The sequence below is a fragment of the Sphingomonas spermidinifaciens genome, from assembly GCF_002351485.1.
Taxonomy (GTDB): Bacteria; Pseudomonadota; Alphaproteobacteria; order Sphingomonadales; family Sphingomonadaceae; genus Sphingomonas; species Sphingomonas spermidinifaciens.
The window spans coordinates 1,663,630-1,688,064 of record NZ_NWMW01000001.1 but is presented as its reverse complement, the minus strand read 5'-3'; the positions used below and the strand labels follow the sequence as shown (position 1 = coordinate 1,688,064).

The following is a 24,435-nucleotide window of genomic DNA, read 5'->3' as shown; positions in this document are numbered from 1 at the left end:
TGTCATACCGCCAAGAGGACCCGGCGGCCGGTAGGCGGGTGCCCCTAGCAGCGTCCCCGGACCCTTGCAACACGCTTTCTTCCATGATTGCCGGTGGGTGCCCGGCGGCCTAGAGGCCGAAGATGATGCAGCCTGCGCGATCTTCCCTGTCCGACGAGGCGCGGCGCATCCTTGCCCTCGCCTGGCCGGTGATGCTGACCAGCCTCAACTGGACGATCCTGCACCTGACCGACGTCATCGTTGTCGGCATGGCGGGCACGCACGAGGTGGCGGCACTGGGGGCAAGCCGGGCGCTCACCTATATCGGTATTGTCGTCGTGCTCGGCTGGCTGTCGGGGATCATCGTCATGGTCTCGCGCGCCGACGGGGCGGGGGACCTTCGCGAGACGGGGCGCGTGCTGCACGAGGGGCTGGTGCTGGGCCTCGCGCTCGGCATCGCGAGCGGGGGCATCCTGTTCGCCTTTGCCGAGCCGTTGCTCCGCTTCGTCGGCGTTGCGCCCGACCTTGCCCCCGCGGCGGCGGCGGTGGTGCGCGTGATGGCCTGCGCCTATCCGTTCCAGCTCCTGTCGATCGCCGCGAGCTTCTTCCTTGAGGGGGTCAGCCGGCCGCGGCGGGTGATGGTCGTCCAGCTGTCGGTGCTGCCCCTCAATGGCGTGCTCGCCTGGGTGCTGGCGACGGGGCAGTTCGGACTGCCCGCCTATGGCGCGGTGGGCGCGGCGGCGGCGACGGCAATCGCCTCGGCCTTCGGCGCGGCGGCGATGCTTTATGCCGCCTGGACGCTGCCGCGCGCGGTGGAGCGCGGCGTCCGCACGCTGAGTGATTTTCGCTGGCCCGGCGTGGCTGCGCTCCTGTCCTTCGGCGCGGTGCCGGCGCTCGCCTCGGGGCTCGAACTCGCGGGCTTCTCGATCCTGATCGCGCTGTCGACGCAATTGGGCGAGGCGACCGCGCATGCCTTCCAGATTGTCTTTTCGGTCCACAACGTCACCTTCGGTTTCGCGCTCGGCCTCGGCTCCGCGGCCGGGGTACGCGTCGGCAATGCGGTGGGAGAGAAGCGTCCCGAGGAGGCCTGGCGGCGTGCCGCAATCGCCGCCGTGCTGGCGGCGCTCGGCACCGGGCTGATGGCGATCGTCATCCTCATCGGCCTCGACCCGATCGTCACCGCCTTTCCCGCCGCGCCCGCGGTCTACACCATCGCCGCGGCGATGCTGCTCGTCTGGGCGCCGTTCATCCTGTTCGACGGGCTGCAGGTGGTGTTCGTCTATGCGCTCCGCTCGCTCGGCGATCAGGTGGCCGCAGGGGTCAACGGGATCGTTGCCTTCTTCATCGTGACCGGCGGGCTCGGCTGGTGGCTGGTGCAGGCGGGCGCGGGGCCGACCGGGCTCGCCTGGGCATCGGGGATCGGCATGGCGGCGGCGGCGGCGCTGGGCGGCGCGCGGCTTTGGTGGGTCAGCGGCCGGGCGAACGGGCGCTTCCGCCAGCCTGCCTGAACCCCTTGTGGCACCACTCCCCGCCACTTACCTCAAGCAGCAGAAGCATAGGGGGCTCTCCGACATGCAACCGATCCTGACGCTTTCGGGCGTCACCAAGACCTATGCCAGCGGGCATCAGGCGCTGAAGTCGGTCGATCTGTCGATCAACCAGGGCGAGATCTTCGCGCTGCTCGGGCCCAATGGCGCGGGCAAGACGACGATGATCGGCATCGTCTGCGGCCTTGTCGTGCCGACGACGGGAACGATCACGTTCGATGGGCACGATGTGGCGCGCGATTTCCGCGAGGCGCGGCGGCGCATCGGCCTCGTGCCGCAGGAACTGTCGACCGACATGTTCGAGCGAGTGATCTCGACCGTCCGCTTCTCACGCGGGCTGTTCGGTCGGCGGCGCGACGATGCGCTGGTCGAGCAGGTGCTGCGCGACCTGTCTCTTTGGGACAAGCGCGACGCCAAGATCATGGAGCTGTCGGGTGGCATGAAGCGCCGCGTGCTCATCGCCAAGGCGCTGGCGCACGAGCCTGACCTCCTGTTCCTCGACGAACCCACCGCGGGCGTCGACGTCGAACTGCGCCGCGACATGTGGAAGCTCGTCCATCGTCTGCGCGAGGGCGGCACGACGATCATCCTGACGACGCACTATATCGAGGAGGCCGAGGAAATGGCCGACCGGGTGGGCGTCATCAACCGCGGCGAGCTTCTCCTAGTCGAAGAAAAGACCGCGCTCATGAAGAAGCTCGGCAAGCGCGAGATGGACATCTCGCTGACCGAGCCGATGGACGAGGTGCCCGCCGACCTCGCCGAATGGCAGCTGACGCTGGCCGACGAGGGGCACAAGCTGCGCTACGTCTTCGATGCGCAGGCCGAGCGGACGGGAATCCCGTCGCTGCTGCGCAAGCTTGCCGAGCTCGGTATCCAGTTCAAGGACCTCGACACCTCGAAATCGAGCCTCGAGGACATTTTCGTCGACCTCGTCCACCAGCCGCGGAGCGCCGCATGAACCTGCCTGCGATCTGGGCGATCTATCGTTTCGAGATGGCGCGCTTCGGCCGCACCTTCTGGGGCAGCGTCGCGACGCCGGTGATCACGACGGCGCTCTACTTCATCGTTTTCGGCGGCGCGATTGGCAGTCGCATCCAGGAAGTCGACGGCGTACCCTACGGGACGTTTATCGTCCCCGGCCTCGTCATGCTGAGCCTGCTCACGCAGAGCCTGATGAACGCCTCGTTCGGGATTTACATGCCGCGTTTTGCGGGCACGATCTACGAAGTGCTGTCGGCGCCGGTGGCGACGGCGGAACTGATCCTCGGCTATGTGGGCGCGGCGGCGACCAAGTCGATGCTGATCGGCACGATCATCCTCGTCACCTCGGCCTTCTTCGTCGATCTCAGGATCGAGCATCCGGCGATGATGGTCGCCTTCCTCATTCTCACCTCGGTCGCGTTCAGCCTGTTCGGCTTCATTATCGGCTTGTGGGCCAAGGGGTTCGAGCAATTGAGCCTCGTCCCTTCGCTGATCGTCACGCCGCTCACCTTCCTCGGCGGCGCCTTCTACTCGATCGACATGCTGCCGGAGCCATGGCGGACGGTCAGCCTGTTCAATCCCGTCGTCTACCTCGTCAGCGGATTCCGCTGGAGCTTCTTCGGCCGCGGCGATGTCGATGTGATGGTCAGCCTGTCCGCGACGCTCGCCTTCCTCGTGATCTGCACGGGCGTCGTCGCGTGGATGCTGAAGACGGGGTATCGCCTGAAGGCGTAAGCGTCATCGGCATCGTCGCGCTGCCAGGAGCGACCCATATGCGGCGGCGACGATGCCGATTCCGTTCGCGGCGACCGGGAGTGCGTGGTGCCGCAAACGTGTCTCCCCCGAGCCATGTCTGACTAGCCCGGCCACCTCACCGCCGCCATCACTCCTTAGGGTGCGGGCCGCGTTGCAGAGGGCGGCCGGCGCGTTCAGCAGGAATCGCGCACACCCGGATCGTCGGGAATCGTCGTTCGGAATGCGCAGCGGCGCATCGCCCGTGCGCCGGTGCAGTCGCGTTCCTCAGGCAAGCGAAACGCGCCAGCCGCCTCGGCGTGCGCGGCGGGCGATGGGGGGCAGGATCTCGGTACCTGGCATGTTCCGGCCGCGGCCGATCCGATGATCGCAGCTGCAACACGATCAGCCCCTACGCCAGGTCGCGTTCGTGATGGACGGCGATCAGCTCCCCTTGTTGATACCGACGGTGCCGGCTTGGCCACTTGGGTGGCGAAGGCGACGAAATCTGCGCCTGTCGCAGCGATGTTGAAGGCAGGTGGTCGATCCCACGCCCGCTGCCGAGGATGCGCCAGACGCCGACAGGCGCATGCCACCAAGCCTCTATTGACTTTCATTATCAATTACGCGAGGGGCGTTAGCGGATAACGCACCGGGGCACAGATGCATCGCTTCCCTCCTGCCATCTCTCTTTTCGCGTTCGCGTTGGCAGGTCCCGCACTGTTGCCCGAGGCCGCGATTGCGCAGTCCGACGGCCGTCCCGTCTCGCCGCAAGAGGCGGGCGAGGGGGCGGAACGCACGCGCCGGCGCGGCGACGATATCCTCGTCGTCGGCAGGCGCGAGAGCGGCTACAGCTCGCAGAGCCAGTCGGGCGGAACGTTCGGCGAGCAGGACATCCTCGACACGCCGTTCTCGGTCACGGTGATCCCGCAGGAACTGCTGATCGACCAGCAGGTCCGCTCGCTGGGCGACGTGGTGCGCAACGATCCCTCGACGCTGGTCAGCTCCCCGCCGGGCTTCAACGACACGATCAACGTGCGCGGCTACAATCTCGACAATTCGTCGAGCTACCGGCGCGAGGGACTGATCTTCCAGAACCAGGTGCAGAGCCCGTTCGAGAACAAGGCGGCAGTCGAGATCGTCAAGGGCCCGACCTCGGTCCGCTACGGTTTCACGCCGCCGGGCGGGGTCATCAACTATGTCCTCAAGCGCCCGACCGCGACGCCCTACAGCTTCGTCCAGGCCTTTGGCGACAGCTATGGCAGCTATGGCGTGCATGCCGATGTCGGCGGCCCGGTGGGCGAGCGGCTCGGAGTCCGTCTGAACGCGGTGGCCGCGCGCGAGGCGACCTTCGTCGACGGCGCCGCAGGCCCGCGCTTCATGGCGAGTGCGTTGGTCGAGTGGAAGCCGACCGACGACCTGACGATCGAGTTCGACCTCGAATACCAGTTCCGCAAGCTCGAGCAGCAGGCGACGATCAGCATCGCCTCCTTCGCCTCCGGGGTGACGACCGAGCAGCGGCGCGCGCTGCTCGAGCGGTTCGACCAGACGACGTTCCTCGGCCAGTCCTGGGGCACGTACCCGACCTCGAACATCATCGGGTCGGTGGGCGTGAAATGGGCGTTCGCACCCGGCTGGACCGTGCAGGGCCGCGCGCAGCAGATGCGGCTCGAGCGCGATCAGCAGGGGATCAGCATCCGGGCGGGCACGCTTCAGGCCAATGGCGATTTCAGCGCCGGCATCTTCTACGATCCCAACCAGATCCGTGACCCCTTCTCGTCCGAGCTGTTCGTGACGGGGCGCTTCGACACCTTCGGCATCGCCCACGACATCGCGATCGGGGCGGCTTACAGCAACAACCCGCTGCGCGCCTCGAACCGGGCGGCGCAACCCGTGGTGGGGGCGTCGAACATCTTCTCGCCAGTCCCGCTGCCCCGGCCCTTGCCCGAAGCGCTGGTCACGGCGCCGACGCTCGACCTCCTCGTCTTCACGCAGAAGGCGGCGTTCGTGTCCGATCTCGTGACCGTGACCGACTGGCTGAAGCTGTTCGCCGCAGCACGCTACGCCGACCAGCGCAACTCGGCGCAGCAGGTGGCCGACGGGCCGCGTGTCACCAGCTACCAGGACCAGACCTTCGCGCCCAATGTCGGCGTGCTGATCCAGCCGGTCGAGAAGGTGACGCTTTACGGCAGCTATTCGGCGGGGATCACCACCGGGGTCCAGATTCCCAACACCGCCGCCAATTTCGGCCAGCCCTCGATCTTCCTCGATCCCGCGCGCACGTCGCAGTTCGAGGTCGGGGCCAAGGCGGAAATCCTGGCCGGCGCGCTGCTGACCGCAGCTTACTTCGACATCAGCCAGCCGCTGGCAGCGCTCGGGGCCGACAATGTCTTCGCCTATATCGGCGACCAGCAGCATCGCGGGGTCGAGGTCAGCCTGTCGGGCGAGGTGGCGCCGAACCTGCGCCTGATCGCGGGAGGACTTTATCTCGATCCGACGATCGACAACCCGGCCAACGCCGCGGTCGACGGCAACCGGCCGAGCGGCGTGCCGCGGTACCAGGCCAATCTCTATGTCGACTATGCGCTGCCCGCCGTGCCTGGCCTCGCGCTCAACGGCGGCGTGTTCTACACTGGCGACCGGTTCGCCAACGACGTCAACACCTTCACCGTCGACGGCTATGTCCGGTTCGATCTGGGCGTGCGCTACGGCTTCGACCTCGGCGATCAGCGCCTGACTGCGCGGCTCAACGTCCGCAATGTCGGCGATGCGGATTTCGTCGAGGGAACGCAGTTCGGATCGTTCAACTTCGGTTCGCCGCGCGCGGCCTTCTTCTCGATCGCGTCGGAGTTGTGACGGCGGTGACGGCCCGTCGCGGATCGATGGTCGCCGATGAGGGCGCGGCGCTGATCCTGTGGCGGATCGCGGCGGGGTTCGTCGGCGGCTATGCACTGACCTCGGGCTTTGTGGCGCTGCTCGGCTCCGTCCTGCCGCTGGCCGGGATGGCGCGCGGTGAGGCGGTCAGCCTGGCGGCGATGCTGGCGCTGTTCGTCTATGTGCCTGCCTGCCTGCTGATGTTCGCGACGCGCCGCCCCCTGCGTGACGGCGCACTGTTGTCGGCGGGTGCCGCGGCGACGATCGCGCTGGCACGGGCAATCTAGGGCCTAAGCGCGATGCCCGCGATCACCGAGGATTTCCGGCGGGCGATGGGCTGGCTGCACAGCTGGCTGGGCGTGACGATCGGCGTCGTCATGTTCGCGGTGTTCTGGATGGGCAGCCTCACCGTGTTCGCACCCGAGATCGATCGCTGGATGATCCCCGAAACGCGGATCGTCCACCGCGAGCGCGCCATCTCCTACGACCGGCTGCTGGCAAACCTGCCCCCGGAAGCGGCGCGCAGCGACTATATCAACTTCGTCGTGCCCGACGCGCGGCGCCCCGCGATCGGCATGTTCTATCGCGCGGCGGACGGCGAGTTCCGCAGCCTCGACCTCGATCCGGCCACGGGCGCCCCGATCGATGCGACCGACAGCCATGCGGGCACGGGGTTCGTCTATCCGTTCCACCTGTCGCTGACGATCGAATGGCGAAGCCTGGGCTACTGGATCGTCGGCCTGGCGGCACTGTCGATGCTGATCCTCCTGATCTCGGGCCTGTTCGTCCATCGCAAGATCATCGCCGAGTTCTTCGTCTTCCGGCCAAAGCGCCATGCGCGGCGCGCGACACTCGATCTGCACAACCTGTCGTCGCTGGCCGGCCTGCCCTTCTATTTCCTGATGCCGTTCTCGGGCCTGCTCATCTTCGCCTTCCTCTATCTGCCGTGGGGCATGGCCGAGCCGTTCGGCGGCAAGCTCAAGGACGCGACTGCCGCGATCAGCGGCGAATATGCCGTCGCAAAGCCTGCGGGACGGCCCGCGCCGCTCGCTTCGGTCGACGCGATGAAGGCGCGGGCCGAGGCGATGTGGGCGGCGGCCGAGGGGGTGCCCGTCCGCACCAATCTGGTCCGCGTGTTCAATTACGGCGACGTCCGTGCGGCGGTCTATTTCCGGAACACCTTTCCCAAGGACCGGGTCACGCTCAGCGAATATGTCGCGGTGTTCGATGGGGTGAGCGGGCGTGTCCTCCACGACTTCGCCAAGCCGCCGATCGGCCACGCCTCCGCCTGGGTGCAAGGTGCGCATTTCGTGCAGTTCGGGCACTGGCCGCTGCGCTGGCTCTATTTCGCCGGCGGGCTGGGCGGCTGCGTGATGATCGCGACGGGGATGCTGTTCTGGCTGCGCAAGCGCGAGGCGAAGCTGTCGGCGAACTCGCCCGGCTATCGCCTGGTCGAGGCGCTGACGATCGCCGGTACCAGCGGCCTGATCGCAGCGACGGGCGCCTTCCTCGTCGCGAACCGATTGATGCCAGCCGATGCCCGCTTCGTCATGGAAAGTCGCGCCGATGGAGAGGTGCTGGTCTTCTGGCTGGTCTGGCTCGGCACTGTCGTCCACGCGGCGATGCTGCGGGGCCGGGCCTGGGCTCAGCAATGCTGGCTGATCGCGGGACTGGCGATCGCAGCCTTTCTGCTCAACGCGGTGACGACCGGCGACCATTTCGTCGCTGCTGTAGGCGAAGGCCTGTGGGCGGTGGCGGGCATGGACCTGGTGCTCCTGATCGCGGCTGCGATCGCGGGCCGGTCGGCGGTTCGCCTTTCGCCAGTCCGCCCGGCGGTACCGATGCCCGTCGCGATGCCGGCCGAATGAGCGCGTTCCTGTTCCTTGGCGCGCTCCTGTCGGCATTGACGGGCTGTGCGCTGCTCGCGCTGTCGCAGGCACGCCATTGGCAGGCGGTGACGGGCAGCCTTTCGGTCGCGAGACCGGGACCGAGGCGGTCGGGGTACGTGCTGGTGGCGACCAGTCTCCTCCTCACCGTCCTGCTCGACGGCGCCGGCTTCGCGGCGCTGTTCTGGCCCCTGTTGTCAGGAGCGGCGGTGCTGGCGACGGCAGCCGTCCTCGCAATATCGCCCGGTCTGCTTCGGCCGCTGGCGCGGCTCTGGGAAGCAAGGCCGCCAGGCCGGCGATGATCGCATCTCGCAGCCGATGGCGATCAGATCGCGCCTCTCACATCAATGGCGGCTGAGCCATATGTTTCATCGCGCGTCAGGAGCGGGCGAATGCAGCGCCGATCAGCGCGCGAGCCATCCGCCGTCCACCGCAAGGATATGCCCTTGGACATAGTCGGCGGCGCGGCTGGCGAGGAACACTGCGGCGCCGCCGAGATCGTTCGGCTCGCCCCAGCGCGCGGCCGGAATTCGAGCGAGGATCGCCGCATTGCGCGACTCGTCCGCCTGCAGTGCGGCGGTGTTGTTGGTGGCGATGTAACCGGGCGCGATGGCGTTTACGTTCAATCCCTTTGTCGCCCATTCGTTCGCCAGCAGCTTCGTGACCCCGCCGATCCCGGATTTGGACGCGGCATAGCTTGGCACGCGGATGCCGCCCTGGAATGTCAGCATCGACGCGATGTTGATGATCTTGCCGCCGCCGCCTTCCCGGGCGTGACGGGCAATCATGTGCCGCCCGGCCGCCTGACACAGGAAGAACACCGACTTGAGATTGGTGTCGATGACCGCGTCCCAGTCGGCCTCCGTGAAGTCGGTGGCGTCGGCACGGCGGATGATTCCCGCATTGTTCACCAGGATGTGCAGGTCGCCGAACTTGTCCACGGTTTCGTCCACAATTCGCTGCACAGGCTCGATCGTCGACAGGTCGGCGGACACGAACTCCGCCCGGCGGCCGAGCGCACGTATCTGCTCGACGGTTTCGCTCGCGGGCGAGCGGCCCACGGCGGCAATGTCGGCGCCGGCCTGCGCGAGCGCGATCGCGATCGCCTGTCCGATGCCGGTGTTCGCGCCGGTGACGATGGCCGTGCGGCCGGTGAGGTCGAAAGGGCTGATCATGCTGAATTCCGTTCAAAAGGAAGCAGCCGCTCAGCCCAACGCCGGCGGCCATCCGGGACAGGCGCCGGGGTGGGGCGTGTCCCCTCCCGCCGCACTCAGGCCAGCTGACAGATGTCGAGGACGTTCATGTCCGTATAGTCCTGGTTCTCGCCGGCCATCGCCCAGATGAACGCATAGGATTTCGTGCCGGCGCCCATATGGATCGACCAGGGTGGGCTGATCACCGCCTCTTCATTCGCCATCACAATGTGCCGCGTCGCCTCGCCCTTGCCCATGAAGTGCATGACGCGGTCGGTATCCAGATTGTCGAGTTCGAAATAGAAATAGATCTCGCTGCGGCGATCATGGACGTGCGGCGGCATGGTGTTCCACACGCTGCCCTGCTTCAGGACGGTCAGACCCATGACCAGCTGGGCCGAGGCGCACACGCCGGGAATGACGAGCTGGAAGATTGTGCGCTCGTTGGATTCGGCAAGGCTGCCGCGCTCAAGCGCATTGGCGTCGGCGATGCTCAGCTTCTTCGTCTCGAAAGCTGCGTGCGCCGGGCAGGATGCAAGGTAGAAGCGCGCCCCCTCGCCGGCGAAGAGCACCTCGCGCGCGCCCATGGTGACGTAAAGACAATCCTTGTTGCCCAGCGCAAAGGTCTGGCCGTCCACGGTCACGGTGCCCTCGACCCGGCCGACGTTCACCATCGCCATTTCGCGCCGCTCAAGGAAGGGGTGTCCCTTCGCGGAGGCTGGCGCCTCCTGATCGGGCAGGCGCACGGGGCTGCCTGCAACCGCGACGCCGCCGATTACAAAGCGGTCGGCATGGGTATAGTTCAGCACGCACTCGCCCGCGCGGAAGAGGTTTCGGATCAGATAACGCTCGCGCAGTGCGTCGTTCGATACGTGCTCCATCATGTCAGGGTGGGTGGCGTAATAGGTTCGATCAAACATCGCTCTCTCCTAGCGGTCGAACCGTAGACTGGCATCGCCAGTGGGTCGCCGATCAAATCCCGACTTGTATATAAAAATCTAGTTCACTAGTGAAGTAAAAAGAAAAGATGATCGGAGAGCATCGTGGCGATCGAGCACGGGAGGCAAGAAGGTGAGGGAGTCGCGCATGCGTTTGTCGCGGCGCGCCGCAAAGGCTGGGCATTGCCGGTCTATCCGGGGTGTCCACCCCAAAGTCTGAAGGCGGCTTATCGAATTCAGGACGAGGCCATCGCGCTGACGGCGCAGCCCGTCGGTGGTTGGAAGGTCGGTCGGATCAATCCGCCGCTGGACGGCGTCGATCGCCTGAGTGGGCCGATCTTTGCCGATCAGATCGTGGTGGAGACTCCCGCGCCGTCGATGCCGGTTTTCGCCGCGGGGTTCGGGGCGGCGGAGGCCGAATTCCTGCTGCGCGTCGGTACCGCGCCTGATCCGGCCAAAACGCATTATACGGTATCCGACGCCGCCGCGCTGATCGATGCGGTCCATGTCGGGATCGAGATCGCCTCCTCGCCGTTCCCGGGGATCAACGATCAAGGCCCCTGCGTGACCGTTTCGGATTTCGGGAACAACAACGGCCTGGTCGTCGGCCCCTTGTTCCTGCACGACGTTCTCACCACCCCGGTGGAATTGCGGATCAATGGCGAGGTCGCCGGAGCGGCAAGCGCCGAGACGATGCTTGATGGTCCGTTCGGCGCCGCCCGCTTTCTGTTCGAGAATCTGGCAAGCCGCGGCATCGCGATCCGCCCCGGTCAGTGGATTTCGAGCGGCGCGGTGACGGGCGTGCATCGCGTTAGACCCGGTGACCATGTCGAGGCGCGGTTCGGCGACGATTTGGTCGTTACCTGCGACATTGTCGAGCGCTGACATGGCGGGCGAAACCGAGCCAGCGCCACCAGGCGGCGGGTCAGCTCCGGCAGCGCGCATAGGTCGCTATCGCTGGGTCGTGGTCGCAATGCTCTTCGCGGCAACCGCGATCAACTACATCGATCGCCAAATGATCGGCGTCCTCAAGCCGACGTTGGAAACAGAATTCGGCTGGTCGGAAAGTGACTTTGCCAACATCATCTTCTGGTTTCAGGTCGCCTATGCGATCGGGTATATCGGTTTCGGCCGCATCGTCGACGTGATCGGCGCGCGCCTTGGCTATACCGTCGCGATCATCATTTGGACGGCGAGCCACATGGCCCATGGCCTGGCGGTCGGGGTCACGAGCTTCGCGGCGGCGCGTTTCGGTCTCGGCGTCGGCGAGTCCGGCAATTTCCCGGCCGGCATCAAGGCCGTGACCGACTGGTTCCCGCAAAAGGAGCGAGCCTACGCGATCGGTCTCTTCAACGCGGGGGCGAATGTCGGCGCGATCATCACCCCCCTGCTTGTGCCCGCGCTGGTACTGGCATTCGACTGGCGCGTAGCCTTCTATGTCACGGGAATCTTCGGCATCCTCTGGCTGGCGATCTGGTGGGTGATCTACCGGCACCCCGACGATCATCCGCGAGTCACTGCCGCCGAGCTGGCGCATATCCGGCAGGACCCGCCCGACGCGACGACACCGCTGCCGTGGCGCAGCGTGCTTCGCCAGCGTGAAACCTGGGCCTATGCGCTCGGCAAGTTCTTCATCGACCCAATCTGGTGGTTCTTCCTGTTCTGGCTGCCCGGCTATCTGTTCCAGCGTTACGACATGGACCTCAAGACGTTCGGCCTGCCGCTCGCGGCGATCTATCTGATCTCGGACGGCGGCTCGATCGCGGGCGGGTGGCTGTCGTCGAGGCTCATAAGGGGGGGGAGGAGCGTCAACTTCGCGCGGAAGATGACGATGCTGATCTGCGCGTGCTGCGTCGTACCCATCTTCTTCGCGCAGAACCTGTCGAGCGTCTGGATGGCGGTCCTGGTCATCGGCCTGGCGACGGCGGCGCACCAAGCGTTCTCGGCGAACCTTTATACGATCCCATCGGACGTCTTCCCGCGCAACGCGGTCGGCTCGGTCGTCGGCATCGGCGGCACGGTCGGCGCGGTCGGCGGCATGGGAATGGCGCTGTTCACCGGCTACATCCTCGACGCCACGAACAACAATTACTCGATCCTGTTCGCGGTCGCGGGCAGCGCCTATTTCGTGGCGCTGCTGGCGGTGCACGTCCTCAGTCCGCGGCTGGCGCCGATCGGCCTGCGGGGCTGAGCGGCGGGACCGGGTCAGCGGCGATCGAGAAGGTCCGCGTCGATCCGCGTCACGTCGGTCGCGCCCGACAGGGCCATCCCGGTGCGCAGCTCGGCGTTCAGCAGGTCGAGCAACTGCTCGACCCCGCGCTGGCCGCCGGCCGCAAGCGCATAGACCCAGGCGCGCCCGAGCAGCACGCCCTTCGCGCCCGATGCCAGCATCCGCAGCACGTCGAAGCCTGATCGGACTCCTGAATCCGCCAGCACCGTCAGCCGGTCGCCGACCGCATCGGCGACGGCGGGCAGCGCGCGGATCGTTGACAGGGCGCCGTCAAGCTGGCGACCGCCATGGTTCGAGACGACCACTCCATCGGCGCCCAGCCGCACCGCGTCGCGCGCATCCTCCGGATCCAGAATACCCTTGATGATAAGTGGGCCGTCCCATGCCTCGCGGATCCATTCGAGATCGCGCCATTGGATCGCGGGATCGAAATTCTTGCCGAGCCAGCCCATGAAGTCCTCAAGCCCGCTGGCCCGCTCGAGCACCGGGGCCACATTACCAAGCGTATGCGGGCGTCCGTGCAGGCCGACGTGCCATGCCCAATGAGGGTGTAGCGCTGCCTGAACATATCGGCGCAAGACGGCGTTCGGCCCCGACATGCCACTGTGCGCGTCCCGGCGGCGGCTGCCGGGAACGGGCATGTCGACCGTGAACACCATCGCCGAGGCGCCCTGCGCTTTCGCACGGGCGATCAGGTCGCGCATGAAACCGCGATCGCGGATGACGTAGAGCTGGAACCAGATCGGGGCGCGGCTGGCGGGTGCAACCTCCTCGAGCGGGCAGACCGCCACGGTCGACAGGCAGAAGGGAACATCGCGTGCCGCCGCGGCCCGCGCCGCCTGCACTTCGCCGCGCCGCGCGTACATGCCGGCCAGCCCGACCGGCGCAAGGACGACAGGTGATCCTTGGCGCCGGCCGAACAGGGTGGTTGCGGTATCGACACGCGACACGTCCTTCAGCACCCGCTGCCGGATGGCGACGTCCTGAAGGTCCGCAACATTGCGACGCAGCGTCGTCTCATCTCCGGCTGCCCCGTCGATATAGTCGAAGAGGAAGCGGGGCAGGCGCGCGCGGGCGCGGCGGCGAAAGTCCTCGGTCGACGTGGCGATCATGGCGGCATCCTCGTGCAATCTGCACATCGCCTACAATCGAAGTTGATATATGAACAACAACTTTATATGTGGGCATAGCGCCGAGCGCTGAAACAAGCGGCCATGACGCCTGTGGGGAGAGGATCGCACCATGGACACCGATATCGGAACCCGCGCGCCGCCCATCGTCGAACGCCGTTACCGGCTGGCGTTCGCGCTGGTCACAAGCCTGTTCTTCTCCTGGGCATTGGCGGCGGCGCTGAACGACGTGCTGATCCGTCAGTTTCAGAAGGCGCTCGACATTTCACGCACGCAGTCGAGCCTGGTCCAGACGGCGTTCTATATCGGTTATTTCTGTGCCGCGATCCCGGCCGGGCTGCTGATCCGCCATTACGGCTACAAGGCAGCGATCCTGCTCGGCCTGACGCTTTATGCGGGGGGAGCGTTCCTGTTCCTGCCCGCAGCCGACATGCGTGAGTTCGCCTTGTTTCTCGTGGCGCTCTACGTCATCGCCATCGGCCTTGGCTTCCTCGAGACCGCGGCCAACCCCTATGTGTCGATCCTGGGCGCGGAGCGCACCGGGCCGGCCCGGCTGAACCTCGCACAATCGTTTCACGGTCTGGGGCTGATCCTCGCGCCGACGATTGGTGGTCTCTTCATCTTTGCCGGAACCGAGCACACCGCCGCGGAACTGGCGAGCATGACGCCGGGCGCGGTAGCCGAATGGCGAGCTGCCGAGGCGCAGCTCGTAAAGCCGCCCTACACCGTACTTGGCCTCGCCATGTGCCTGCTGGCGGTGCTGGTCGCCGGGTCGAAGTTCCCGCCGATCGAGCGACTAGGGTCTGAGCGCGGCCCCCAGCGGGGCTTCGCCGCCGTGCTGCGCCACGTACAGGTGCGCCGAGCCGTCGTCGCGCAGTTCTTCTACGTGGCCGCGCAGGTTGGCGTCTGGAGTTTCTTCATCGATTTCACCAAGTCGCAGTTGCCCGACACGACTGAACGCACGGCAGCCTACTGGCTGGCGGCGAGCCTTGGCATGGTGATGGTTGGGCGCTTCTCGGGCGCGTTCATCCAGCGTCGGATGGCTCCGACGAAACTGCTCATGGCCTATGCCGCGGCGAACATCGCCCTGTGCGCGGCGGCGGTGCTGCTGTCGGGGGCGCCCGCGGTGGCGGCGCTGTGGCTGACCAGCTTCTTCATGTCGATCATGTTCCCGACGATCTTCGCGCTCGGCGTCTCGGGCCTGGGCGAGGAAACCGAGAGCGCGTCGTCGTTCCTCATCATGTCGATCATCGGCGGTGCGTTGATTCCGCCGCTGATGGGCGTCGTGTCCGAGCAGCTGGGCGGGGTGCACCACATGATGTTGGTGCCGATGCTGTGCTTCTGCGTCGTCCTGTGGTTCGGCCGCTGGGCGCATCGCGCGGGGCTGACCCGGGGCGACGCGGTGCCGACCCATGGATAGGATCGCGCAGCGAACGCTTGTCCGGTCCGACCTGTCGCTGAGCGAGATCGGCTGCGGCGCCGCATCGCTGGGCAATCTGTATCGTCCCGTTGCCGATGCAGAGGCACGCGCAACGCTCGATGCTGCGCTGGCGGCGGGCATGACTTATGTCGACACTGCCCCGCGCTATGGTCACGGCCTGAGCGAGCGCCGCGTCGGTGACGTGTTGCGCGGACGGGATGGCATTGTCCTGTCGTCCAAGGTTGGCCGCCTGTTCTGCGCCGACCCCGCACTGGCGGGTGATGCCGCACGCCACGGCTTTCGGTCGCCGATGCCGTTCGAGGCCCGTTACGACTACAGCTACGACGGCGTGATGCGGAGCTGGGAGGACAGCCTGCAGCGGTTGGGCCTGGGCCGTATCGACATCCTCTATGTCCACGATATCGGCGGGATGACGCATGCCGACGAGCATGACCGTACCTTTGCCGAACTGACCAAGGGCGGTGGTTTGCGCGCGCTCGAGGTGCTGCGCGCCGATGGCGCAATCGGCGCATTCGGCCTTGGCGTCAACGAATGCGATGTTGTCCTGCAAGCGATGAACTACGCCGACCTCGACGTGGTTCTGCTCGCGGGACGGTACACGCTTCTCGAACAGGGCGCATTGGATGCGCTGCTGCCGGCATGCGAACGTCGAGGCGTGTCGATCGTGGTCGGCGGTGCTTATAACTCGGGTATTCTCGCCACCGGCACGCGCCGCGATGGACCCATCTATTACGATTATGGCGCGGCGCCGCCGGATATCGTCGATCATGTGCGCTGGTTGGAGGCGCTGTGCGATCGTCACGCGGTGCCGCTGGCCGCGGCGGCGCTGCAGTTTCCGCTTGCCCACCCGCAGGTGGTGAGCGTGATCCCGGGCCTCGGCTCGGTCGGCCGGGTTCAGCAGACGATGGACCTTTACCATCAGGCGATCCCGGCCGATTTCTGGCGCGACCTTCGTGCGGTCGGCTTGGTGGACGTCGCCGCGCCGCTGCCGGGCGGGGCATGATGCGGATCGACGCGCATCATCAACTCGGGCGGTTGGCGCGTGGCGACCATGGCTGGCTGATGCCCCATGCCAAGGTGTTGCATCGCGACATCCCGACCGCAGACCTTGAGCCGCATCTTGCCGTGCGGGCATCGACGTCGCGATGGTGGCTTAGGTCGTTGAGCGAGGGTTCCGGCAAGGTCGGGCTCGAACAACTCAGCTCCAGTCTCCCGGTCGTTGTCGACACCTTTGCATGCCGACGCACCCTCTGGGGAAGCGAGTGGCCCTTGCCTCTTGGGTCGGCAAGCCATGCCGATTGGCCGGCGGTGACCGACCGGCTGCTGTCGGACCTGCCTGAGGACCACATCGCCGCGATCAGGGGACTGAATGCAGCGCGCATCCATCGCATCCAGAGGGACCTTCCATGACAACCGGACGACTAGCGGGAAAGACCGCGCTTATTACCGCGGCGGGGCAGGGCATCGGCCGCGCGACCGCCGAACTCTGGGCGCGTGAAGGAGCGACCGTCTGGGCGACCGATCTGAATGCGGAAGCCCTGGCACAGATCGACGGTTGCCGGACCGAGCGGCTGGACGTGCGGGACGACGCGGCGGTGGCTGACATTATTGGCCGGGCGGGCCCGCTCGACGTGCTGTTCAATTGCGCTGGCGTGGTGCCAGGCGGTTCGGTTCTCGACTGCTCACCCGATCAATGGGCGTTTGCCTATGACCTGAATGTGACCGCGATGTATCGGACGATCCGCGCGGCGCTGCCCGCGATGCTGTCGAATGGCGGTGGATCGATCATCAACATGTCCTCCGTCGCTTCGTCGATCAAGGGCGTGGCCAATCGCTTCGCCTATTGCACGACGAAGGCGGCCGTAATCGGCATGACAAAGGCGGTTGCCGTGGATTTCGTGACGCAGGGTATCCGCTGCAACGCGATCTGCCCCGGCACGGTCGAGACGCCTTCGCTGCACGAGCGGCTGCGCGCGACGGGCGACTACAATGCGGCGCTCGGCGCGTTCATCGCGCGGCAGCCGATGGGCCGCGTCGGGACGGCGGACGAGATCGCCGCACTGGCGCTGTATCTGGCATCCGACGAGGCCGGTTTCACCACGGGGCAGACGCATGTCATCGACGGCGGCTGGACGGCCTGACCGTCGACACGGCTCAATCAAGGGGATCGTATAATGAAGTTGCTCCGTCACGGCCCGGTCGGCCAGGAACGTCCCGGGCTGGTCGATGCCGAGGGGATCATCAGGGACCTCAGCAGCATCGTCGCCGACATCGATCCCACCGCGGTGACGCCGGAGGGGCTGGCGAGCATCGCCGCGGTCGATCCGGCGACGCTGCCAGCGATGGCCGCGGACACCCGCCTCGGCCCGTGCGTCGGCCGTCCGGGCAAGTTCATCTGCATCGGCCTGAATTTTGCCGATCACGCGGCTGAATCGAACATGCCGATCCCCGAGGAGCCGGTCGTGTTCATGAAGGCGACAAGCGCACTGTCGGGACCGAACGACCCGATCATCAAGCCGCGCGGATCGACCAAGCTCGATTGGGAAGTCGAGCTTGCGTTCGTCGTCGGCAAGGAGTGCCGCTATGTGGACGAGGCGGAGGCCGCCGCCGCCATCGCCGGCTATTGCGTGTGCAACGACGTGTCGGAGCGGGCGTTTCAGATGCAGTCGTCCCAATGGGACAAGGGCAAGGGATGCGACAGTTTCGGACCGCTCGGTCCATGGCTCGTTACCGCGGATGAAGTCGGCGACACGTCCGACCTCCACATGTGGCTTGAGGTCAATGGACACCGCTATCAGGACGGGTCGACGCAGACCATGATCTTCAAGCCGGCGTTCATCCTCGCGTATCTGAGCAGATTCTTCAGCCTTCAGCCCGGCGATGTCGTGACCACCGGCACGCCCCCCGGCGTCGGCCTGGGGCAAAACCCGCAAGTCTGGCTGAACGAGGGCGACCGCGTATCGCTCGGCATTGCCGGGCTGGGCGAGCAGCATCAGATCGTCGTGTCCGCCTGACAGACGCCGGGTCTTCCCGGCCGGAGCGGGGCGGCCCGGTACCCGGCCACCCCGCCGCACCCATCATACCCGGACGTCGGTCGATGCCAGGTCGCTGGAGATCGTCGCAGCAGCAGCGATTACCATCTCGAGGGCGACGTCGATGTCGACATGCTGGGTCGTCTTGTTCACGAACGGCATCGTCAGCGCCGCCGCCGCCGCGTCACCCCGCATGACGGGCGCCGACAGATCGATGATCCCGGGCACGACCCGGCTGGGGTGCTTGTCATATCCTTGGGTCCGCACGACCTCGGCAAGGGCGCGAAACGCCTTCAGTTCGCCGGCGGGCCGCGATCCGAAATCCTTTTCCCAGCGTTTGCGGACCTCATCGCTCTGGAACGCGTACAGGACAGTGCCCGAGCCGGTCAGGATCATCGGCTGGCGGTACCCGATCCGGACCGAAAAGCCGATCAGGCCCGCTGATTCCATCCGTGCCGCGATCACGATGTCGCCCCCCGCCCGCAGCGCTAGGTGGCAGCTTTGTTCAGTATCGTCGGCAAGCCGCCGCATGACCGGCAAAGCGACCTCGAGGATCGACTTGACTGGTGCCTGTGCCATGCCCAGCGCGAAGAGCTTTGTCGTGGGAATGAACCCACCGCCGTCGGCCTGCGCGATGAAGCCGCGGAATTCGAGGACCTGCAGCATCCTGAACAGTTCGCTGTTCGAACGGCCGAGGTGCTGGGAGATCATCGCGTGGGTCATCGGCTTCGATGCGCTCGACAGCAGCTCCAGGATGTCCAGGCCCTTCTCCAGCGCCGGCGCGCGATAACGCCGCTCGTCCGTTGCCTTGCCGCTGCTCGTCATATGCACCTTCGCTGCCTCGTACGGCCCCGAGCGGTAGCCGAAGGCTGCACGATCGCAAAGGGTCGGCTCAAGCCGTCGGCGGCAAGGACGGGTCCTTCTGCACCGGCTGGACGTTACGGACATTGACGCCGAAGCTGTTCTGCGGTCCGGCCATCGCGACCGGAGCGACCGGCGGCATTTCGCGGCCTGAGCGTGGACGGAGCAGGAGGGTCTGCCCCTTTGCCAGATCGGCCTTGAGATGGCCGTTGCGCCCCGGCACCAGCCGGACCGGCCGACCCTCGACCGTTGCTACCGGATCGGCGATGTCGGTCACGATCGCGAGCGGCTCGCCCGCCTTGCTCACGACCTTGATCCACCGGGTCGCGCCGCCGGCGCGAACGCCGCTGACCAGAAACCCGCCCTCGGCGCTCAGGTCGGAGAAGGCGCAGTCGCGCCAGGCCGTCGGAACCGCCGGGAACGGTCGCACCGCGCCGCCCCAGCTTTGCAACAGCATGTCCATGACCGCCTGCGCGCCCGACAGCGGCGTTTCGATGACCGGCCCGGATTCCTTGTAGAGCGTGTTGGGGCGCAGATAATCGTCGAACAGCCCCTTGAGATAGCGCAGCGCCGCATCCCCGTTGCCGATCGCGGCCGAAACCTGCGAGGCGCCTGTTGAGGAATAGCCGCGCAGCGCCTCCGGCATCGACTGCCAGTGGTCGAGTGTCCGCTGGATGACCTCGACGGCGCCCGGCTGTTCGCGGTTCACGAGGTACAACGGGTAGACCATCAGCAGGTGCGAGAAATGGCGATGCGAGCTTTTGAGCGGAAGGCCCGCCCCGATCATGTAGCCGGTGCGGTCGCGTGGATAATCGACGAGCTCGGCAAGAATCCGTTTCCATTCCGGCAGCAGCGGATCGTCGATGCCGAGCCGGCCCGCCGCCTCGATCAACGCAGTGCAGCTCCAGCGGAGCAGCGCCAGGTCGTAATTGGCATCGGGCGCCGCGGCGTATTCGGGCGAATAGGTGACGGGCAGGTGCAATTTTCCGTCCGCCCCGCGGCTCAGGAAATGGCGATAATAGTTCGTCGTCCGACGCAGCAGCGGAAACAGCGTTTCTCGCAGCATCGTCAGGTCCTGGGTATGACGCCAGACCATCCAGACATTGTGCAGCGCCCATGGCAGATCGCCGACTTCGGGCGCGCGGCCAACGGATGCCATGCCCGTCATCTCGGTCGCGCCCGTCCTCTGGCTGGGCGGGTTCTCCGGTGAATCGAGGTCGTCGGCGGACGTCCGGTTGATGGTGGCGGAGTCGCTTCGGAACGGCGGTGCGACGTTGGCGATCAACGCGTCGCGATGATCGTGAAGCGTGCGGATGAGCGATTGCGAGAGCTCGGCGCGGTTCGAGGCGACGGTCGGCCAGTAGGTCAGCTGGACGTTGAGATTCCACCAGGTACTCGGCCACGGCGTCAGCTGGAGCCAGGGGCCCTGGTTATCGATGAGCGCGCGGTCGGCACGGGTTGCCGAGGCGAGCTTGTACATCTGGATCCAGTAGAAGCTCTCGACCCGCGTATCGGGGATCGAGATGAAGCTGGCCGGATAATAGGCATGCCACCACGCCTGATGGCGGACGAACGGTCTGGGCGACGCCGTGAACCGCCGCACCGCCTGGAGCGCTTCGGCCCGCCCGGCGTCACCGTCGCGCCGGAACGCGACGCTGGCCACCAGACGGCCGGGTTCGGTCCGCCATGCGGTGGTCGCACCGCCACCGGCGAGTAGCGGCTGGATCCACAATTCCTCGCGCCCGTCGCGAGACCGCTGGCCCTCGGGGTTCGGGCGATAACCGGGAAGCCCGCGCGTCGGTTCGTTGCGGACGATCGAATATGTCTGGCGCGGGCTGATCGCCGGCTCGCCCACCCATTGCCAGGACGCGCCCGCTTCGCCGCCGGTCGCACGCGTCTCGACCACGATCGCCATGTCCTCGGCATGGACATAGGCGCGGATGCCGATCCGACCGCGATCGGTCGTGACTTCGCCCGTCAGAACCGCGTCGTGAAGGTTGAGCCGCAGCGTGCAGTCATTGGTGACCCGCCCCCTTGTCCGCAGTAGGAAATGCCCAATCGGAAGCCGCGCATTGTCGAAATTGGCATGCTTCATGGGCTTTCGGTGGTCCTGAAAGTCCGACCGTCCGATATCCACCCTGATCGCGCCGCTGTCGGCATCGCGATACAGCATGGCGCCGAGCATGCCGTTGCCGAGGAACGGCGCCTCATCCCAGGCTTGGGGGATGCGGTCCCAGATCATGTCATGTCGGGCGAGGAATCCGGCCCAATCGATGCCGTCGGCACGCCGTGTGAACGTGCGAGCGGCGAGCGGCGCAATCGGCGTCGCAGCGGCGGTCGCCAGCAATTGCAGGACCGTGCGCCTGCCAAATCGTGACGTCATCATCCTCTCCTGCTGCGCTTTTCCAACGTCTTATGCCGTTGTCCCTGATAGTGGCCGTATCACATATGAATTCAAAATTGACAAGTGAAACATGGGGGCGTAATGGGCGGCCAACGAGATAATGCTGCGAGAGGGGATTTGTGATGAGGTTCCGGTTTCTTGCGTCCGCTTCGATCGCGACGCTGTTCTTGGCTTCCGCCGCCGCAGCGCAGACGCAGCCGACGCCCCCGGATCAGCCCCAGCCCGCCGGACAGGATGCCGCGCCCGCAGAGGACGATGCGGCCGAGATCGTGGTCACTGGCATCCGCGCCAGCCTTCAGTCGGCCGCGAACATCAAGCGTGGTGCCGGATCGATCGTCGATGCCATTTCGGCCGAGGACATGGGCGCTTTTCCGGACCAGAACATCGCCGAGTCGCTTCAGCGCGTGACCGGCGTCCAGATCCAGCGCGATCGCGGCGAGGGGCGCGACATCAGCATCCGCGGTCTCGATCCCAAATTTTCTCGCATCCTGCTGAATGGCGATGGTCTGCTAAGCCTGTCGCCGATCACCAACATCAATCCGAACGGGCCGCCGCAGCCTGGCCGCAGCTTCGACTTCACCACGCTGGGTTCGGATTTCGTCCAGACGCTGGTCGTTAGCAAAACTTCGACGGCCGACCTCGAAGACGGCGGCCTTGCCGGTACGGTCGACGTCCGCACGGTCAAGCCGCTCAGCCTGAACCGCAACCGGTTCTCACTGACGGTCGAGGGCCTGCGCAACGCCTATGCCAAGACCGTCGGACCGCACGTCTCGGGCGCTTTCGTCGGCAAGTTCTTCGACGATACGCTGGGCGTGTCGATCGGCGGCGATTATTCCAAGCGGTATCTCCAGACGCAGAGCTATCAGAGCTCCGGGCAGGACAGCCGTCAGGAAAACCAGCTCAAGGCGGCCGGTGCCCCCGACCTCTTCACCAATACCGGTTCGGTCGGCACCGGCCTCCAGCGCAGTTTCGTCGATTGGAACGGTGACGGCGACAACCTTGATGCCTATCGCTTCAATCACCTCGTCCAATTCCAGCAGGACGAGGGCACGCGCGAACGCCAGACCTACAATCTGGGTCTGCAATGGCGGGCGAGTGACAAGCTTGAGCTCAATTTCAACGGCATCTACGCCAAGTACAAGACCGACTTCTACAGTGCCGGCTATTCGTTCCAGACGCATCTGGGTGCCGATCCGACCGTCACCGGCAACCGCGTCGTCAGCAGCCATATCAGCGACATCCCGCCCTTTGCAGGAGACGTGGTCGCGAACGGCCCCTCGATCGCGGCCGTCTGCACCGGCCCGAATGTCTGCTCGCGGCCGTCGACAGGCCAGCCACAGGCGATCGCGGGGCTCGTCGATGCGTACCAGCTTCGCGGCGCGCTGGTCGATAACATCACCAAGTTCAACCAGTCCAAGGCCGACACCCTCCAGGTTCAGGGCGGAGCGATCTACAAGTTCAGCGACGCGGTGCGGCTGAACGTCCAGGGCAGCTACACCCGCGCCAAGCGCGACAGCATCCTGAACACCGGCATGGATGCGTTCAGCTACAAGGAAGTGCTCTACGACCAGCGGACCGACCTCGCCGGTATTCCGAGCGTGGGCTACGGGGCTGGCGCGGATGCGCTGAACCCGGCGACCTACAACTCGGGCGCGGCCTTCCTGACCGGCTTCGTCGTACCGCAGAAGGTCACGCAGAAGATCGCATCGGCCGATCTGACCTGGGAAGACCCGCTGCCCTGGATGCCGGCGCTGAAGATCGGGTACAAACATGTCGATGCCGAGCTGAACCAGACCAACTACAATCTGTCGGTCGGTGCATTCAGCTTTGCACGTCTCAGCGGCGATACGCTGGTGCCGGGCGCCGCGGCCAACGGCATCAAGTCGAACGGCATCAACCTGACCAATTACATGACCACCTATGGCGGGGCAGACTTCCTGTCGCGTTACAACGGGGGGTCGCAGTTTCCGACGACCTGGGTCGGGCCGGACCTGAGGGCCCTGCTAGCGAAATATCCGCTCAGCCAGTTGCAGGCGCTGCAGGGTGGTTCCGCCGCCGCGCCCGTGCCGGCGCTGATCCAGACGCTGCCCACGAACACCTTCCGTATCCGCGAGATCGTCAATGCCTTCTACTTCCGCGCCGACCTGTCCGGTTTCGACGGTGCGCTGACTGGCAACATCGGCCTGAGGCTTGCCCATACCAAATCGGTCGCGGACGGCTTTACCGGCGATCCCGCGACCTTGGCGCAGGCGACCGTGTCGACGCTGCGATACGAAAGCGGCACTGCGGCCCCGCTTCAGGTCGGGCGCGATTACTGGAGCCCGTTGCCCAGCCTGAACCTGCGCTACGATCTCAACGATCGCGCCTCGTTGCGCTTCGCCGCGTCGCAGACAGTCACCCGGCCAGATTTTGGCAACATGGTGCCCAGCAACGGCCTGCCGTCGCTGGTGACGCAGACCTGGACGATCGCCAACCCGAACCTCGAGCCCTATTATTCGATCAATCTCGACTTCGGCGGCGAGATTTCCTTCGGGCGGGAATCGCTCTTGTCGGCCTATGCCTTCAAGAAGTGGATTCGCGGCTATTACGTCAATGCGATCAACCAGCAGTCGCTGACCTATCGCGATCTCGACGGCGCGACGCAGACCCGCATCTTCGCCACGACCCAGCCCGTCAACGGATCTGACACGACGACCCAGGGTATCGAGGTGGCGTTCCAGCAGCCGTTCAGCTTCCTTCCCGGCGCGCTCGGCGGTTTTGGCACGCTGCTGAACTACACCTTCACCGATGCGGGCACGATCCAGACGATCGCCGGCGGCACCGACTTCCCCCTGCCGTTCGTGTCGAAGCATGCGGCCAATGCGGTGCTCTATTACGAGAAGTACGGCCTCAGCGCGCGAGCCGCCTATGTCTGGCGGAGCAAGTACACCGAGGTGGCAGGCGGCGTCGGCGGGGACTCGCGCGGTGGGTCCTACGTCAAGTCCGCGGGCTATCTCGACCTTTCGACAAAGTACCAGATCACGCCTGAGGTCGCGATCACCCTGGATGCCGTCAACGTGCTCGATACCGCGGTCGAGCGGGTGAACATCTACGGCTTTGGGCGCGGGTACGAGGTCAATGGTCGCACCATTACCGGCGGTGTCCGCCTGACATTCTGACGAATCTCGGGCGGAAGGTTGGGCTTGCGGCGCGGTGCCCCCGGGG

Annotated in this window: 20 protein-coding genes; 15 read left to right on the top strand and 5 right to left on the bottom strand. The window is 66.0% G+C overall.

The window, feature by feature from the left end:
* The first annotated feature begins 125 nt into the window (after window positions 1-125).
* The 7 genes from COC42_RS08005 (at window position 126) to COC42_RS17640 (ending at window position 8,304) form a co-directional block, all read left to right on the top strand.
* A complete protein-coding gene (locus COC42_RS08005) occupies window positions 126-1,487 on the top strand; it encodes an MATE family efflux transporter (protein WP_245844010.1) in 1,362 nt (453 codons plus the stop codon).
* A 64-nt stretch (window positions 1,488-1,551) separates the two neighbouring features.
* On the top strand, window positions 1,552-2,487 hold the full coding sequence (locus tag COC42_RS08000) for an ABC transporter ATP-binding protein (RefSeq protein WP_096342616.1): 936 nt from the start codon (window positions 1,552-1,554) through the stop codon (window positions 2,485-2,487).
* On the top strand, window positions 2,484-3,245 hold the full coding sequence (locus COC42_RS07995; protein ID WP_096342615.1) for an ABC transporter permease: 762 nt from the start codon (window positions 2,484-2,486) through the stop codon (window positions 3,243-3,245). Before COC42_RS08000 ends, COC42_RS07995 begins: the two co-directional genes overlap by 4 nt.
* A gap of 702 nt (window positions 3,246-3,947) precedes the next feature.
* Window positions 3,948-6,098, top strand: a complete 2,151-nt coding sequence (locus COC42_RS07990; protein WP_176484588.1) for a TonB-dependent receptor — start codon at window positions 3,948-3,950, stop codon at window positions 6,096-6,098.
* Window positions 6,099-6,103: 5 nt separating this feature from the next.
* The gene (locus COC42_RS07985; RefSeq protein WP_141395810.1) at window positions 6,104-6,403 is read left to right on the top strand and encodes an iron uptake protein; all 300 of its coding nucleotides are present in this window, start codon (window positions 6,104-6,106) and stop codon (window positions 6,401-6,403) included.
* Between the two features lie 12 nt (window positions 6,404-6,415).
* Window positions 6,416-7,984 (top strand): PepSY-associated TM helix domain-containing protein, encoded by a 1,569-nt coding sequence (locus COC42_RS07980; RefSeq protein WP_096342612.1) that lies wholly within the window; start codon window positions 6,416-6,418, stop codon window positions 7,982-7,984.
* On the top strand, window positions 7,981-8,304 hold the full coding sequence (locus COC42_RS17640; RefSeq protein ID WP_096342611.1) for a DUF3325 family protein: 324 nt from the start codon (window positions 7,981-7,983) through the stop codon (window positions 8,302-8,304). The genes COC42_RS07980 and COC42_RS17640 overlap by 4 nt, the downstream gene beginning before the upstream one ends.
* Before the next feature lie 102 nt (window positions 8,305-8,406).
* Here COC42_RS17640 and kduD read toward each other — a convergent pair whose 3' ends face one another.
* On the bottom strand, window positions 8,407-9,177 hold the full coding sequence (kduD, locus tag COC42_RS07970) for a 2-dehydro-3-deoxy-D-gluconate 5-dehydrogenase KduD (protein ID WP_096342610.1): 771 nt from the start codon (window positions 9,175-9,177) through the stop codon (window positions 8,407-8,409).
* 95 nt (window positions 9,178-9,272) lie between these two features.
* The gene (kduI, locus tag COC42_RS07965; RefSeq protein WP_096342609.1) at window positions 9,273-10,115 is read right to left on the bottom strand and encodes a 5-dehydro-4-deoxy-D-glucuronate isomerase; all 843 of its coding nucleotides are present in this window, start codon (window positions 10,113-10,115) and stop codon (window positions 9,273-9,275) included.
* 123 nt (window positions 10,116-10,238) lie between these two features.
* Between kduI and COC42_RS07960 the strand changes: the two genes are divergently transcribed.
* Both COC42_RS07960 and COC42_RS07955 read left to right on the top strand, forming a co-directional pair.
* On the top strand, window positions 10,239-11,018 hold the full coding sequence (locus COC42_RS07960) for a 2-keto-4-pentenoate hydratase (protein ID WP_245843931.1): 780 nt from the start codon (window positions 10,239-10,241) through the stop codon (window positions 11,016-11,018).
* Window position 11,019: 1 nt separating this feature from the next.
* Window positions 11,020-12,324, top strand: a complete 1,305-nt coding sequence (locus COC42_RS07955) for an MFS transporter (RefSeq protein WP_096342608.1) — start codon at window positions 11,020-11,022, stop codon at window positions 12,322-12,324.
* Between the two features lie 14 nt (window positions 12,325-12,338).
* On the opposite strand, the gene lldD is transcribed toward COC42_RS07955, so the two are convergent.
* On the bottom strand, window positions 12,339-13,475 hold the full coding sequence (lldD, locus tag COC42_RS07950) for an FMN-dependent L-lactate dehydrogenase LldD (RefSeq protein ID WP_096342607.1): 1,137 nt from the start codon (window positions 13,473-13,475) through the stop codon (window positions 12,339-12,341).
* Between the two features lie 130 nt (window positions 13,476-13,605).
* On the opposite strand from lldD, the gene fucP reads away from it, so the two are divergent.
* Genes fucP through COC42_RS07925 form a run of 5 tightly spaced genes read left to right on the top strand, consistent with a single transcriptional unit; the run spans window position 13,606 to window position 17,948 of the window.
* Complete coding sequence (gene fucP, locus COC42_RS07945; RefSeq protein ID WP_096342606.1) at window positions 13,606-14,913, top strand: L-fucose:H+ symporter permease; 1,308 nt, start codon at window positions 13,606-13,608, stop codon at window positions 14,911-14,913.
* A complete protein-coding gene (locus tag COC42_RS07940; RefSeq protein ID WP_096342605.1) occupies window positions 14,906-15,937 on the top strand; it encodes an aldo/keto reductase in 1,032 nt (343 codons plus the stop codon). Before fucP ends, COC42_RS07940 begins: the two co-directional genes overlap by 8 nt.
* Complete coding sequence (locus COC42_RS07935; protein WP_141395808.1) at window positions 15,937-16,344, top strand: amidohydrolase family protein; 408 nt, start codon at window positions 15,937-15,939, stop codon at window positions 16,342-16,344. The genes COC42_RS07940 and COC42_RS07935 overlap by 1 nt, the downstream gene beginning before the upstream one ends.
* Window positions 16,341-17,075 (top strand): SDR family oxidoreductase, encoded by a 735-nt coding sequence (locus COC42_RS07930; protein ID WP_096342603.1) that lies wholly within the window; start codon window positions 16,341-16,343, stop codon window positions 17,073-17,075. The genes COC42_RS07935 and COC42_RS07930 overlap by 4 nt, the downstream gene beginning before the upstream one ends.
* A gap of 33 nt (window positions 17,076-17,108) precedes the next feature.
* Window positions 17,109-17,948 carry a fumarylacetoacetate hydrolase family protein gene (locus COC42_RS07925; protein ID WP_096342602.1) on the top strand — a complete coding sequence of 280 codons (840 nt, stop codon included), beginning with the start codon at window positions 17,109-17,111 and terminating at the stop codon, window positions 17,946-17,948.
* A gap of 63 nt (window positions 17,949-18,011) precedes the next feature.
* Here the strand turns inward: COC42_RS07925 and COC42_RS07920 are convergent, their stop codons facing one another.
* Entirely contained in the window at window positions 18,012-18,791 is a 780-nt protein-coding gene (locus COC42_RS07920; protein ID WP_096342601.1) for an IclR family transcriptional regulator, read from the bottom strand.
* A gap of 67 nt (window positions 18,792-18,858) precedes the next feature.
* Window positions 18,859-21,210: a glycosyl hydrolase family 95 catalytic domain-containing protein gene (locus COC42_RS07915; RefSeq protein WP_141395807.1), complete on the bottom strand. Its 2,352-nt coding sequence runs from the start codon at window positions 21,208-21,210 to the stop codon at window positions 18,859-18,861.
* A gap of 143 nt (window positions 21,211-21,353) precedes the next feature.
* On the opposite strand from COC42_RS07915, the gene COC42_RS07910 reads away from it, so the two are divergent.
* On the top strand, window positions 21,354-24,389 hold the full coding sequence (locus tag COC42_RS07910; RefSeq protein ID WP_096342599.1) for a TonB-dependent receptor: 3,036 nt from the start codon (window positions 21,354-21,356) through the stop codon (window positions 24,387-24,389).
* The last annotated feature ends 46 nt before the right edge of the window (window positions 24,390-24,435 follow it).